The organism is Vibrio breoganii (genome assembly GCF_024346795.1).
Lineage (GTDB): Bacteria > Pseudomonadota > Gammaproteobacteria > Enterobacterales > Vibrionaceae > Vibrio > Vibrio breoganii.
Window position 1 is genome coordinate 1,727,747 of record NZ_AP024864.1, and the last position, 12,431, is coordinate 1,740,177.

Annotated in this window: 12 protein-coding genes; 6 read left to right on the forward strand and 6 right to left on the reverse strand. The window is 45.4% G+C overall.

Translation table 11 applies throughout. The features are described 5' to 3' along the window. The first annotated feature begins 57 nt into the window (after positions 1 to 57). Entirely contained in the window at positions 58 to 1,428 is a 1,371-nt protein-coding gene (purB, locus tag OCU35_RS08120) for an adenylosuccinate lyase (RefSeq protein ID WP_017030866.1), read from the forward strand. 446 nt (positions 1,429 to 1,874) lie between these two features. Here the strand turns inward: purB and glgA are convergent, their stop codons facing one another. Together glgA and OCU35_RS08130 are read right to left on the reverse strand one after the other, a co-directional pair. Beyond that, entirely contained in the window at positions 1,875 to 3,323 is a 1,449-nt protein-coding gene (gene glgA, locus OCU35_RS08125; protein WP_102430486.1) for a glycogen synthase GlgA, read from the reverse strand. Positions 3,324 to 3,643: 320 nt separating this feature from the next. Further along, a complete protein-coding gene (locus OCU35_RS08130; protein ID WP_261825141.1) occupies positions 3,644 to 4,669 on the reverse strand; it encodes a porin in 1,026 nt (341 codons plus the stop codon). Between the two features lie 534 nt (positions 4,670 to 5,203). Here OCU35_RS08130 and dinG point away from each other — a divergent pair. Genes dinG through xthA form a run of 5 tightly spaced genes read left to right on the forward strand, consistent with a single transcriptional unit; the run spans position 5,204 to position 9,625 of the window. Further along, a complete protein-coding gene (dinG, locus tag OCU35_RS08135) occupies positions 5,204 to 7,273 on the forward strand; it encodes an ATP-dependent DNA helicase DinG (RefSeq protein WP_261825142.1) in 2,070 nt (689 codons plus the stop codon). A 17-nt stretch (positions 7,274 to 7,290) separates the two neighbouring features. Beyond that, entirely contained in the window at positions 7,291 to 8,070 is a 780-nt protein-coding gene (locus tag OCU35_RS08140) for a sulfite exporter TauE/SafE family protein (protein WP_026012825.1), read from the forward strand. A 9-nt stretch (positions 8,071 to 8,079) separates the two neighbouring features. Next, complete coding sequence (locus tag OCU35_RS08145; RefSeq protein WP_065598426.1) at positions 8,080 to 8,628, forward strand: primosomal replication protein; 549 nt, start codon at positions 8,080 to 8,082, stop codon at positions 8,626 to 8,628. Further along, positions 8,628 to 8,792: a pleiotropic regulatory protein RsmS gene (gene rsmS, locus OCU35_RS08150; RefSeq protein ID WP_017030361.1), complete on the forward strand. Its 165-nt coding sequence runs from the start codon at positions 8,628 to 8,630 to the stop codon at positions 8,790 to 8,792. Before OCU35_RS08145 ends, rsmS begins: the two co-directional genes overlap by 1 nt. 26 nt (positions 8,793 to 8,818) lie before the next feature. Continuing rightward, positions 8,819 to 9,625, forward strand: coding sequence for an exodeoxyribonuclease III (gene xthA / locus OCU35_RS08155; protein ID WP_261825143.1), 807 nt, complete (start codon positions 8,819 to 8,821; stop codon positions 9,623 to 9,625). 49 nt (positions 9,626 to 9,674) lie between these two features. Here the strand turns inward: xthA and OCU35_RS08160 are convergent, their stop codons facing one another. The 4 genes from OCU35_RS08160 to OCU35_RS08175 all read right to left on the reverse strand — a co-directional run bounded on the left by OCU35_RS08160 (position 9,675) and on the right by OCU35_RS08175 (position 12,417). Then, on the reverse strand, positions 9,675 to 9,827 hold the full coding sequence (locus OCU35_RS08160) for a hypothetical protein (RefSeq protein WP_017030874.1): 153 nt from the start codon (positions 9,825 to 9,827) through the stop codon (positions 9,675 to 9,677). A gap of 215 nt (positions 9,828 to 10,042) precedes the next feature. Next, positions 10,043 to 10,726 (reverse strand): ABC transporter permease, encoded by a 684-nt coding sequence (locus OCU35_RS08165; protein ID WP_102555289.1) that lies wholly within the window; start codon positions 10,724 to 10,726, stop codon positions 10,043 to 10,045. A 3-nt stretch (positions 10,727 to 10,729) separates the two neighbouring features. Then, the gene (locus OCU35_RS08170) at positions 10,730 to 11,470 is read right to left on the reverse strand and encodes an ABC transporter permease (protein WP_017030876.1); all 741 of its coding nucleotides are present in this window, start codon (positions 11,468 to 11,470) and stop codon (positions 10,730 to 10,732) included. A gap of 170 nt (positions 11,471 to 11,640) precedes the next feature. After that, the gene (locus tag OCU35_RS08175; RefSeq protein WP_017030366.1) at positions 11,641 to 12,417 is read right to left on the reverse strand and encodes an ABC transporter substrate-binding protein; all 777 of its coding nucleotides are present in this window, start codon (positions 12,415 to 12,417) and stop codon (positions 11,641 to 11,643) included. Positions 12,418 to 12,431: the final 14 nt, after the last annotated feature.

Here is a 12,431-nt window from a genome sequence, read left to right on the forward strand (position 1 = left end):
CCTTTGTTACTGGTATAAACCTCACAAAATTTAAGAAACTCAACTCGGGAGAACAACATGGAACTGTCAGCATTGACTGCTGTTTCACCAGTAGACGGCCGTTACGGTAGCAAAACCACTGCACTACGTAGCATCTTTAGTGAGTATGGCCTCCTAAAGTACCGTACTATCGTTGAAATCCGCTGGCTACAAAAGCTTGCAGCAACAGATGCAATCGCAGAAGTACCAGCGTTTAGCGCTGAAGCAAACCAATTTCTTGATAACGTAGCGGCTAACTTCAGCGAAGAAGACGCACAACGCATCAAGGACATTGAGCGCACGACTAACCACGACGTAAAAGCGGTTGAGTACTTCCTAAAAGAGAAAGTTGCTGGCGTACCAGAGCTTCACGCGGTTAACGAGTTCATCCACTTTGCATGTACTTCAGAAGACATCAACAACACCTCTCACGCACTAATGCTTAAAGAAGCGCGTGAGACTGTGATTCTTCCTGAAATCAAGAACATCATTGATGCTCTAAAAGCACTTGCTGTTGAATATCGTGACATTCCACTGCTATCTCGTACACACGGCCAGCCAGCTTCCCCATCGACTATGGGTAAAGAAATGGCAAACGTGGCGTACCGTATGGAGCGTCAATACAAGCAGATCGAAGCTGTTGAGATTCTAGGTAAAGTGAACGGCGCAGTAGGTAACTATAACGCTCACCTATCCGCTTACCCTGAAGTAAACTGGCACCAATTCGCAGAAGAGTTCATCACTGAGTCTCTTGGCGTAACTTGGAACCCATACACGACTCAAATCGAACCACACGATTACATCGCTGAGCTATTTGATGCGGTTGCACGTTTCAACACTATCTTGATCGATTTCGATCGTGATATCTGGGGTTACATCGCACTGGGTCACTTCAAGCAAAAGACTATCGCTGGCGAAATTGGTTCTTCAACCATGCCGCACAAGGTTAACCCAATCGACTTTGAAAACTCGGAAGGTAACCTAGGTCTTGCTAACGCTGTATTCGGCCACCTAGCACAAAAACTGCCTATCTCTCGCTGGCAGCGCGACCTAACTGACTCTACGGTTCTTCGTAACCTAGGTGTTGGCGTAGGCTACGCAATCATTGCTTATACTTCGACTCTGAAAGGTATTAGCAAGCTAGAAGTAAACCGTGAAGCGCTACTTGCTGAACTAGATAAGAACTGGGAAGTATTAGCAGAGCCAGTACAAACAGTCATGCGTCGCTACGGCATCGAGAAGCCATACGAGAAGCTAAAAGAGCTAACACGCGGCAAACGCGTAGACGGCGAAGCAATGCGTAACTTCATCGACGGCCTAGAACTTCCAGAAGACGAGAAAGCTCGCCTGAAAGAAATGACTCCAGCGAACTATATTGGTCAAGCAATTGAGTTGACGGATAAGCTGTAAGCTATCAGCTATCAGCTATCAGCTATCAGTAGATAATAAAAAAGCTTGAATCGTAAGATTCAAGCTTTTTTTATGCCCGTCATCCTGATGAAAATCAGGATCTTAGCGTGCACTGAGCTAAAGCAAACAAATGTCATCCTGAACTCGATTCAGGACCTTAGAGAGTGCCTATAGCTTATTGCACTCCCCAAGATCCTAGATAAGTTCTCCGAACTTTCTAGGATGACGAATGCGTTATATTAAATCTATTAGCACAATGGAAATTGTCATTCCAGCTAACTCTTAGCATGCACACAGTGGAAGCAGATAAATGTCATCCTGACGAAAGTCAGGACCTTAGAGAGTGCCGATACTCGGCTATGGCACTCCCCAAGTTCCTAGATATTTACTTCGTAAATTCTAGGATGACGTATTTGTCTAATTCAACTTTGGACCGCTTACTTAACCTACAAAGAGCTTCTAAACATCTCTAGGTATTTCTCTGCCGCTACGTCCCAGCCGAAGTCTTGCTTCATGGCGCGTAGTTGCACTTCAGCGAACTCTGTTGGTTGTTGAAGGTATAAGATCAACGCGCGCTGCATGCAAACCAATAGCTCGTCTGGGACTGGGTCGTGGAATGAGAAGCCGGTACCAACGCTTGGGTCAGTATCGTAATCATTCACGGTATCCTTCAGGCCACCTACATCGCGAACGATTGGCAGTGTGCCGTAAGCCATAGAGTAAAGCTGGTTCAAGCCACATGCTTCAAATTCTGAAGGCATTAGGAAGAAATCTGAGCCTGCTTCCACAAGGTGAGCTAGACGGTTGTCATATGCTTCTACAAAAGCAAACTTGTCGCCGTACTGCTCTGATACTTCACGCAGCTGCGCGGCAATATCAGGATCGCCAGTACCGATGATCACTAGTTGTACATCGTTCTTCAAGAAGCGATCTAGGATAGGCAGAATGTAGTGGAAACCTTTTTGATGAGTCAAACGACACACCATGCCGAACATAGGTAGCTTAGCCACAGGAAGATTGAACTCCTGTTGAAGCGCTGTTTTGTTAGCTGACTTGCCCGCTTTAAAGCTCGCCTTAGTCGGCTTGAACTTCTTCACTAGGTACTTATCTGTTGCTGGATCCCATTCGCTGTAATCACAGCCATTAACGATGCCAGAAAAATCGGCAGAGCGAGAGACGAAGTCGTTCACTAGGCCATGAGAACCTAGTGGGGTCTTCAGTTCTTCTGCGTAGTTCGGGCTCACGGCATTTAGCTTGTCAGCGTATTGGATACCTGCACGAAGCATGCTGATGCAATCGTGACCGTAGTTCACCGTGCTTGCTTCAACTTGCTTTAGTTCTGGGATGATGCTCACTTCATTGTATGGGTAGATACCCTTAAACAATGCATTGTGAATAGTCAGTGCGCTCTTGATGCCTTTATAGAAATCGTTGTTCGCAAAGCGTGTCTTCAACAAGAAAGGCACTAAGCCGGTGTGCCAATCATTCGCGTGAACCACGTCAGGCTTGAAGTTAAGCTTCGGCAGTGCGTCTAGGCTTGCTGCAGCGAAGAACGCAAAGCGCTCACCGTTGTCCGCGTACGCTTGGTTACGCTCAGCATAAAGCTCTGGACGGTCGAAATACTGTGCACACTCAAATGCGTATACTGGTACGCCATCAAGCTCTAACTTACGAACTTGGTACGGAGTATGTGGAAAGTGCTCTAGCGTAGTAGAAAGCACAACTGGGCTCTGTTCAAAGTTAGGTAACTTTGTATAGCCAGGGATTGCAATCGCAATGTTAGTGCCAAGGTTTTGTAGTGCTTTAGGCAACGCCTTACCAACGTCAGCCAAGCCTCCGCTTTTTACTAGTCCTTCAGCTTCGGAAACTGTAAACCAAACTTTTAATTGTGACATTTTGGGGAAATCCTGTTTTTCATTAGAGCTGTTGACAGCTTCTGTTTTTGATAGATTTGACTCGCGTCATTTCTAGGCGATTTTAACATAAAAAACAAACGATTGCGCTAGTGCTTCACGGCATTAACCAACAGGCTCATTATAGGCATTTGGTTTAATGTTCTGGGGCAGTGAATTGAATCTCAAGTGGCTGTATTAATGGAGGTTACGCGTAGATAAAAAAAGATAAAAATTGCTTTTAGATGGGAATTTAGCGGCTTTGAAAATAAAAATGCCCAGCACTGAGGCTGGGCATTGAAGTACTTATGTTTTACTAGTGATTACCAGTAGAAACGTGCACCAACTGCGAAGTTGCTTTCGCCGTCTGCGAAAGTTGGATCAATTTGAGAGTCAGAACCTTGGTTGTTGTAACCTAGAGTAGTACCGTCACCGTAACCGTATTCACCGTATACGCGTGCCCAAGAATTAAACTTGTGCTCAACGCCTACGTAGACAAGAGTACCGTCATCATCACCGTTACCAAAGGCGAAGCCACTCGCATCTTGCATTGTGAATTCGTAACCACCGTAAAGTGCTGTTTTTTCAGCTAGTTGGAAGATACCAGCTAGAGAGATACCACTTTCGTCAATTTTCTCTGAACCATTTTGATTTGCTAGTTCAGCCCAGTAGTAAGTGAAACCAATTAGGTGATCACCAAGACCGTACTCTGCAGTAAATTCAGCGTAAGTGTTTTCTAGCTCAAAACCGTTAGTAGCAGTACCTGCTGTCTCACCAGTATAACCAGCACCTGCGTGTAGAGCTAGGTCACCAACATTACCACCAACGAAAAGTTCGTATAGATCGTTTTCAGAATCAGAATCGTTTAGACCCCAACCTGCTTTAACCCAGAAGCTATCGAAGTCGATATTGTATTTGATTTGAGATTCGTGTTGAGCACCGTTAAGAGTTGAGTAACGTAGTGCTGAACCACCGAAGAAGTAAGAGTAATCAGCGCCGTACACGTCATCCGAAGTAGTCCACTGCTTACCAAATTTGATTGTACCGAAGTCACCAGCGAAACCAACATAGTGCTGACGTACGTTAACGTCAGTGTTGTCGCGAATGCCTAGCTCAACAAGGCCTACTACATCTACGCTATCTGTGATTGCGTATTGACCCTTAACACCTGTACGAGAAGAACCAGAGCTCAATGTTGCGTCGTGGTCGTTACCGTCTAGAAATTTAAGTTCTTGACGTAGTTGACCGTAAAAGTCTACTGAACCGTCGTCTGACTTGTAGATTTCTGCTGCGTTTACAGAAGTTGCAGCTACAGATGCTACTGCTAGCGCTAATAGTGTCTTTTTCATGTTAATTTACGTCCTTTTCTTTTAACTCGAACCCTATGCGGCTCTTGAAATAATTTTATTTTTATAATCATCAGGCGAAAATGCTTCTACATCTACGTTCTCCTGAAGTTGGTGATACATTGCAATTTTTCTAAAGCAGTGTCAAACACCCTAAAAATTACAAATGAAAATATAAAAAACCTTAAAAAACAACTATTTAAAGCAGTGCAAATACATAGCTCACAGTTTTTACAGCCAATTCACCACCACTTAACAATTTTGCAAAATAATAATTCTACAGAATTAACCACTGCTTTTACTTTTACATTCAGGGTTTAATTTATTGACATAACAAAATCTAAAAGCACTTATAAAATTATCTACCAAGATGGCGCGACAATGGATTCATATAGAAGTTTCAGTAGCTTAGGTAGCCTAATGACATTTATGAGATATTGATCACGAAAAATATTCGATAAATAACATTTTGAGGGGAACTCTTTGTGCTTTAGAGGTGTGTTATCATGGCCAAAGCATCTAACTGTTTGAAAAGAAATGAATAGAAAAATCCAAGAAGCGATTCGCCACAGCTATAAAAACCTGCATGATCAGCTGGATAACTTTATCCCTCGTCGCGCGCAAAATTACCTTGTAGCAGAGATAACCAAGACCTTATGTGGTGATTATCACAAGTCGAATCGCCTCATAGTGGCTGAAGCCGGAACTGGCATTGGTAAGTCATTAGCCTATTTGATGGCCGCTATTCCAGTGGCAAAGTTTAGTAGTCGCAAGGTGGTGATCTCTACCGCTACCGTTGCTCTGCAAGAACAGCTGATTAATAAAGACCTTCCCCTTTATCGTCGCCTAGTGGATTTCGAGTTCTCTTTTATATTGGCCAAAGGCAGACAACGCTATTGCTGCGCTGAGAAGCTCGCGGCGGCATCCGGCGCGGATGAGACGCAATTAGCCATGTTCGAAACCAAGCCGAACAAATCAGATATCGATTTGTTGGAGAGAATGTACAAGGCGCTGTCTGAGAACAAATGGGATGGTGATAGAGACTCTTGGCCCAAGCCGATAAAAGATGCGGTTTGGCAAAGCATTGTCAGTGATAAGCACAGCTGCAATAACGGACTCCCTGCACACAGAGACTGCCCTTTTCAGAAAGCACGCTCTGAGCTCGATAAAGCCGATGTGGTTATTGCCAACCATAGTTTGGTTATGGCCGACTTGGACTTGGGTGGTGGGGTTATTCTTTCCGAGCCGGAAAATACCATCTATGTATTCGATGAGGCGCACCATCTCCCTAAGGTTGCCCGAGATCACTCCTCCGCTTCAGCGAGCTTAAAAGGCGCGGCGGCATGGCTAGAAACCCTAAACAAAAGCAGTAGCAAGATATCCTCTCTTGGTGATGCGAAAAGAGTCGATCGCTTTCTTACTGAGCTGCAAAACTCTATCGCAGAGATCATTCCAAGCCTCAACAACGTTGCGCGTCAGCTAGATCCGGCCGGTTTTAAAGAAAATCGATTGAGATTTGAGCATGGCGAACTGCCCCATTGGCTAGTAGAGCAAAGTAAAGAGCTAAAAACCGTCTGTAATAAGGCCGCACAAGCTCTGGCTAAGATCACCGACCTTATTAGTGAACGCGTTAAAGACGGTGAGGTATCCCCTCGCTTAGCCGAGCCAGCGCTTGCCGAAGCAGGCTTCTTTTTGCAACGTCTAGAAAACCTTGCCAAGGTTTGGCAGCTAATGGCTGAGCCGTCACGAGACAAAGGCGCTCCGCTGGCCCGTTGGATTGAAACCAACCCAGAACGAGAGCTCGATTTCATCGTCAGTGTTTCACCTTTGGAGGTGGGCTGGTCTCTTGATCAGAAGCTTTGGAGCAAGTGTGTTGGCGCGGTATTAACCTCAGCCACACTAAGAGCACTCAATTCGTTCCAGTTTTTCTGCCAGCAAAGTGGTGTTAGCTACGATAAAGAGGAAGGAACGCAGTTTTTAGCCCTCGCCTCGCCCTTTGACTACCAGAACAATGCCGAATTGATTGTGCCTAAAGCAAAGTATGAGCCACAAGCGCCACAATTCACCGAATACCTCAGTGAAGAGCTGATTAATTGGCTGGTGCCTGATAAGGCAAATCTCGTGTTATTTGCCTCTTACTGGCAAATGAACCAAGTCGCGGAGGCAATGCAAAAAGAACTCACCAAAAAGGGTTGGCAGTTGCAGGTTCAGGGCGATAGTTCTCGTATTGAAATCATAAAAAATCATAAAACCGCCGTAAAGAAAGGAAAAACCAGCATCTTGTTTGGTACCGGCAGCTTTTCTGAGGGCCTTGATTTACCTGGAGAGCTATTAGAGAACCTGGTCATTACCAAGATCCCATTTGCGGTTCCCACCTCTCCTGTAGAAGAAGCCCACGCTGAGTACATCGAAAGCCGTGGCGGCAATCCGTTCATGCAAATTGCGGTGCCGGAGGCGAGCAAAAAGCTGATCCAATCAGTAGGGAGATTACTGCGCAAGGAGCAAGATTCTGGTAGAGTTATCATCTTCGACCGCCGTATCGTAACCAAACGTTACGGCAAGGCACTATTAGACTCTTTACCACCCTTTAAACGTCGCATCGATTAGGACTGATTCATTACTCAATGGAATACATAGAACCAAGTATGCTGCTCATATTGGCCATTGTTGCCTTTATAGCAGGCTTTATTGATGCGGTTGCTGGCGGAGGTGGGATGCTTACTGTCCCTGCTTTGCTTTCTATTGGCTTACCTCCACATATCGCTTTGGGTACCAATAAGTTAGCTGCCTCTTTTGCCTCTTCAACAGCGGCCTTTACCTATTACAAGAAAAAGCTGTTTAAGCCTAGATTATGGCTGCCTACCTTCATTGCCACTTTGATTGGCGCAACGTGTGGCACCTTGTTTGTAGATTCTATTTCTACCGAGTGGTTAGAAAAGGTGCTCCCTCTCGTTATTTTGGCGGCTGCTCTTTATACCATCATCCATAAAACCCCCGATGCGAATAAGAACCTGATGCCTGAGCCGGGCAGAAAGCACAACATCACGCAAGTGACGCAAGGCTTTAGTCTGGGGTTTTATGATGGCGTGGCAGGACCTGGAACCGGCGCGTTTTGGACCGTTAGTAGTATGGCGCTCTATCGCCTGAATATACTGCTAGCATCTGGTCTTGCGAAGGCAATGAACTTCACCAGTAATTTCACCTCATTAATTACCTTTGCCATATTGGGACATATCGATTGGCTATTAGGTCTGACGATGGGCTTCTGTCTAATGCTGGGTGCGTATTTTGGTGCACACTCGGCCATTCGATTTGGCGCTAAGTTTATCCGCCCTGTATTTGTCACTGTGGTGACTATCCTAGCTGCTAAGCTTGCTTATGACGCTTGGTTCGTCACTCTGTAAGGGATCTTGATGAGTCAATTCGCACAACTAAAAGAAAAACTATCGCAAATGGCCTACAGCGCAGAACAGCTGGACAAGCAACGTGGTGAGCATCACCTGCCCTTGTTTGATAGCAGTTTGTTTAACTGCCGAGCCAAGGTGTTGCTGCCTTGCGTAAAAGAAGCCACTAACACCTACGAAGCGATAAGCCGTGAGAAACAGCACGGACTACTCACGACTGAGCGTGCCGAGTATTTATCCGAACGATTGCTAGCACAAATAAGCGCTATAACGCGCGAACTCTCCACCGCTTACTTTCGTAAAGATGAGCCTAAACACAAGAGCTATTACCGCAAGCCTATCAACGCCATCTATCAAGACCTTGCTAAACACAAAGAGTGGGAGCGCCAGCTCATGGAGATGGTGATAGATAGACAGCGCGCATTAGACACGGCAGTGGGTTTTAATCAGAGCCACGCTCAAAAAGCCCTGATCACCGCAGAGCAGCGCCTGCAACGTTGCAAAGACGCCATTATCAAGATAGAAAAACAGATAACCTTTAGGGAACAACATCAATAATGAGTGAACCTAAGTCGCCATTAGATAATGCACCAGATGACATTAAGCTGGCTGTAGACCTTATCTACCTGTTTGAATCTAATGAGGTAGATATCGATACTGCCCTCTCTGCCCTTGAGATCGTCAAGAGCGATCTGATCAGTAAAAAACAACAACAAGACTAGCTCTGCTCAATCAATGGAATTGAATAATGAAAGTAATTAGTTTCAATATTAACGGCCTTCGTGCCCGACTTCACCAACTGCAAGCCATCATAGATAAGCATCAGCCAGACGTTATCGGACTGCAGGAAATCAAGGTACACGACGAAGCCTTCCCTATCGAAGATGTCGAGGCAATGGGATACAAGGTGTATCACCATGGTCAAAAGGCTCATTACGGTGTGGCGATGCTTTGTAAGAAAGAGCCTATCTCAGTACAAAAAGGCTTTCCTACTGACAATGAAGATCATCAAAAGCGCATGATCATGGTGACAGTAGCAGACGAACAAGGCCAGCCGGTGACCATCCTTAATGGCTACTTCCCGCAGGGCGATAATATCTCCCACGAGACTAAGTACCCCTATAAGCGCCAGTTCTATAAAGATCTCATGACCTACCTAAATGATCATCACAACAGCGATGAGCAGTTAATCGTCATGGGAGACATCAATATCAGCCCTATCGATGCGGATATAGGCATTGGCGAGCCAAATCGTAAGCGCTGGCTTAAGACGGGTAAGTGCTCTTTCCAACCTGAAGAGCGTGAGTGGCTAAAAACATTGATGGATTGGGGCTTTGAAGATACGTTCCGCAAACTGCAGCCTGATGTGAATGACCGCTTTTCGTGGTTTGATTATCGCTCCAAGGGCTTCCCTGATAATCGAGGCCTACGTATTGATGTGGTATTGGCAACGCCTTCTCTTGCTGAGAAGTGTATTGAATCAGAGGTTGATTACGAACTGCGTGGCATCGAGAAGCCTTCTGATCATGCTCCGATCTGGGCAACCTTTAAATAGTTGCCCACTTGAAATGTAAAAAGGTAGCCATTGGGCTACCTTTTTTATTTTATGCTTTGCTTAGGTCACGCGCTGGGTATGTCAATGTCATACCGTCTACGGTTACATGGACATAATGCCCACCCGCGCTTAAACCTGTGACTACCATTTGGCCAAGATCAATACCCTTGGTTGCTACAACTACGTCTTCGATTTCAAACATTTATATACCTAATTTGCAGATAGAATAGAACTGACTCTTTGCTTGGGCGGTATTGAAACAGATTGTTAGGATCTGGACTAATCCGATTATTTATCGTCTAGATGATTAAATTTTATCGTTCACCAACGCATAACCCTCAATGCATAAACCATGAATAATAAGCACAAAAAAGCCGACTGGATCTTCATCAAGTCGGCTTTAGATTTATCGTGTTTCTATTTCGATTCTAATGGTCTTAGATACGCTAAGAATCGCTTCTCTGCATGTTTGAATACGAACAAGATAATGAAGGTCAAACTCATATAGAACAGGCCTGCCGTTAGGAAAGACTCAAACGGCGCGTAGTATCGAGAGTTCACCAAACGCGCTGCACCGGTCAAATCAAGTATGGTGACAATACCTGCAACGGCCGAGCCATGCAGCATGAAGATCACTTCATTACTGTAAGCAGGCAAAGCACGGCGAAGTGCACTTGGCAAAATGATTCTGCGATAGGTCGCAAATGGGCTCATGCCATAAGCCTTAGCCGCTTCTACTTCACCTTTAGGCAAACCATTAATTGCGCCACGAATGATTTCAGAGGTGTACGCCGAGGTATTGAGGATAAATGCGACTAACGCACAGAACCACGCATTCTCCCACATGGTATCTTTTACTGGGTAGAATTGATCCATACCGTAATAAATCAGATACAGCTGCACCAACAAAGGCGTGCCGCGGAAGAAATAGATAAATGCCCAAGTCGGCCCTACGAACAACCAGTTTTTACTGTTGCGCGCAATAGCTAAAGGAATGGCAATACACAAACCGATGATCAGCGCCAAGCCTACCAGCCATACCGTGGTGTATAAGCCTTCTAAATAGATGTCGAAGCTGTCGAGGATAATTGAAAAATCCATGTCCTACCTCGCTTGGATACTAAATTTGCGTTCAACAAGCTTTAACAAGCCCGTGGATACCGCAGTAAACAATAAGAAAATCAGCGATACCGCCATGTAGAAGGTAAACGGTGCCTTAGTCGTACCCGCCGCCATAGCACTCACGCGAACCATATCTTCCAAGCCAATTATGGAAACGAGCGCGGTGGTTTTTAGCAGTACCAACCAGTTGTTACCAAAGCCAGGCAGTGCATGTCGAATCATCTGCGGTAAAAGAATGCGTCTAAAGGCAAGTACTGGACTCATACCGTAGGCTTTACCCGCCTCTAGTTCGCCAGCGTCGACCGCCATTATCGCTCCGCGGAAAGTTTCCGCCATATAGGCTCCAAAGATAAAGCCTATTGTAAGGATGCCCGCCACATAAGGGCTAACATCAATATAATCTGGAACATAAGCAACCCACTCATGATTGGGATCGCTTGATGTGAAGTACTCATTAAGCCATTCGTTGATGCCATACAAGCTATTATTAAGCAGGATCTGGCCACCAAAGAAAATCAGCATCATCAGCACTAAGTCTGGGATACCACGAATAATGGTGGTGTAAAGGGTCGCAATACCACGGGCCACACGATAAGGAGATAGCTTAGCTAAAGCACCCACCATGCCGAGTATTACTGCCAAAAGCAGTGATAGCACAGCTACCTGTAACGTCAGCCAAGCTCCACTGAGAATCGAGGCTTCATATCCCTGTAAATCTAACATAATTATCTTCCAACACTATTACGGCTATGTTGGCGTCCTAGTTGATGACAGTTGCCTGTTTACAACAGTACAAACCGTTGAAGCGTTCACCAAACAACATCTGATGAGGCTGTGAAAAATAGCCCGGAAATAGCGATCTATTACCGGGCTATAGCTGTTACCTAAGAGGCTTACTCGCCGTATACGTCGTAGTTGAAGTATTTAGCAGCAATCTCGTCGTACACACCCTTCTCACGTAGAGCAAGGATTGCAGCGTCTAGTTTTGCAGTTAGCTCTTTATCTTGCTTGCGAGTCGCGATGCCCATGCCTTCGCCAAACCACTGAGGATCCGTTAGAGAAGGACCAACGAATTCGTATTGGTCGCCTTCAGCAGAGTTAAGAACACCTTCTTCTAGTGCTGATGCATCACCCAGTACTGCCGCGATACGGCCGTTTGCAAGGTCAAGATACGCTTCATCAAAAGAACCGTAACGAACGATCTCTACTTGACCGTCGTAGTTATCAGATAGGTACTTGTCGTGAGTAGTTGCACGTTGAACACCGATCTTAACGCCGTCTAGACCCGCTTTAGTGAACTCAAGGTCAGCGCCTTTCTTAGCAATAAACTTGTTAGGGATTTGAGCGTATTTACCGGTAAAGTCGATACGCTTCTTACGCTCTTCAGTGATAGACATTGCAGCGATAATCGCATCGTACTTACGTGCTAGTAGAGAAGGAATGATACCGTCCCAATCTTGAGCAACCAGTACACACTTAACCTGCATCTCTTCACACAGCGCGTTAGCCATATCCACGTCAAAGCCGCTTAGTGAACCATCAGCTTCAGTTTTACTAAATGGAGGGTAAGCACCCTCAATGCCAAAGCGAACTTGTTTCCATTCTTTCGCTTGTGCAACGCCAGAAAGTGCTGTTGCTGCTAGTGTCGCAGCCAATAACCACTTTTTCATATCCATACTCCTGT

What these genes read in the sequence shown, in the direction of transcription:
- OCU35_RS08165 (WP_102555289.1), bottom strand. Translation starts at nt 10,726, where the DNA reads ATGGATTTTTCAATTATCCTCGACAGCTTCGACATCTATTTAGAAGGC.
- OCU35_RS08160 (WP_017030874.1), bottom strand. Translation starts at nt 9,827, where the DNA reads ATGTTTGAAATCGAAGACGTAGTTGTAGCAACCAAGGGTATTGATCTT.
- OCU35_RS08145 (WP_065598426.1), top strand. Translation starts at nt 8,080, where the DNA reads ATGAGTCAATTCGCACAACTAAAAGAAAAACTATCGCAAATGGCCTAC.
- OCU35_RS08140 (WP_026012825.1), top strand. Translation starts at nt 7,291, where the DNA reads ATGGAATACATAGAACCAAGTATGCTGCTCATATTGGCCATTGTTGCC.
- OCU35_RS08130 (WP_261825141.1), bottom strand. Translation starts at nt 4,669, where the DNA reads ATGAAAAAGACACTATTAGCGCTAGCAGTAGCATCTGTAGCTGCAACT.
- rsmS (WP_017030361.1), top strand. Translation starts at nt 8,628, where the DNA reads ATGAGTGAACCTAAGTCGCCATTAGATAATGCACCAGATGACATTAAG.
- dinG (WP_261825142.1), top strand. Translation starts at nt 5,204, where the DNA reads ATGAATAGAAAAATCCAAGAAGCGATTCGCCACAGCTATAAAAACCTG.
- OCU35_RS08170 (WP_017030876.1), bottom strand. Translation starts at nt 11,470, where the DNA reads ATGTTAGATTTACAGGGATATGAAGCCTCGATTCTCAGTGGAGCTTGG.
- glgA (WP_102430486.1), bottom strand. Translation starts at nt 3,323, where the DNA reads ATGTCACAATTAAAAGTTTGGTTTACAGTTTCCGAAGCTGAAGGACTA.
- xthA (WP_261825143.1), top strand. Translation starts at nt 8,819, where the DNA reads ATGAAAGTAATTAGTTTCAATATTAACGGCCTTCGTGCCCGACTTCAC.
- OCU35_RS08175 (WP_017030366.1), bottom strand. Translation starts at nt 12,417, where the DNA reads ATGAAAAAGTGGTTATTGGCTGCGACACTAGCAGCAACAGCACTTTCT.
- purB (WP_017030866.1), top strand. Translation starts at nt 58, where the DNA reads ATGGAACTGTCAGCATTGACTGCTGTTTCACCAGTAGACGGCCGTTAC.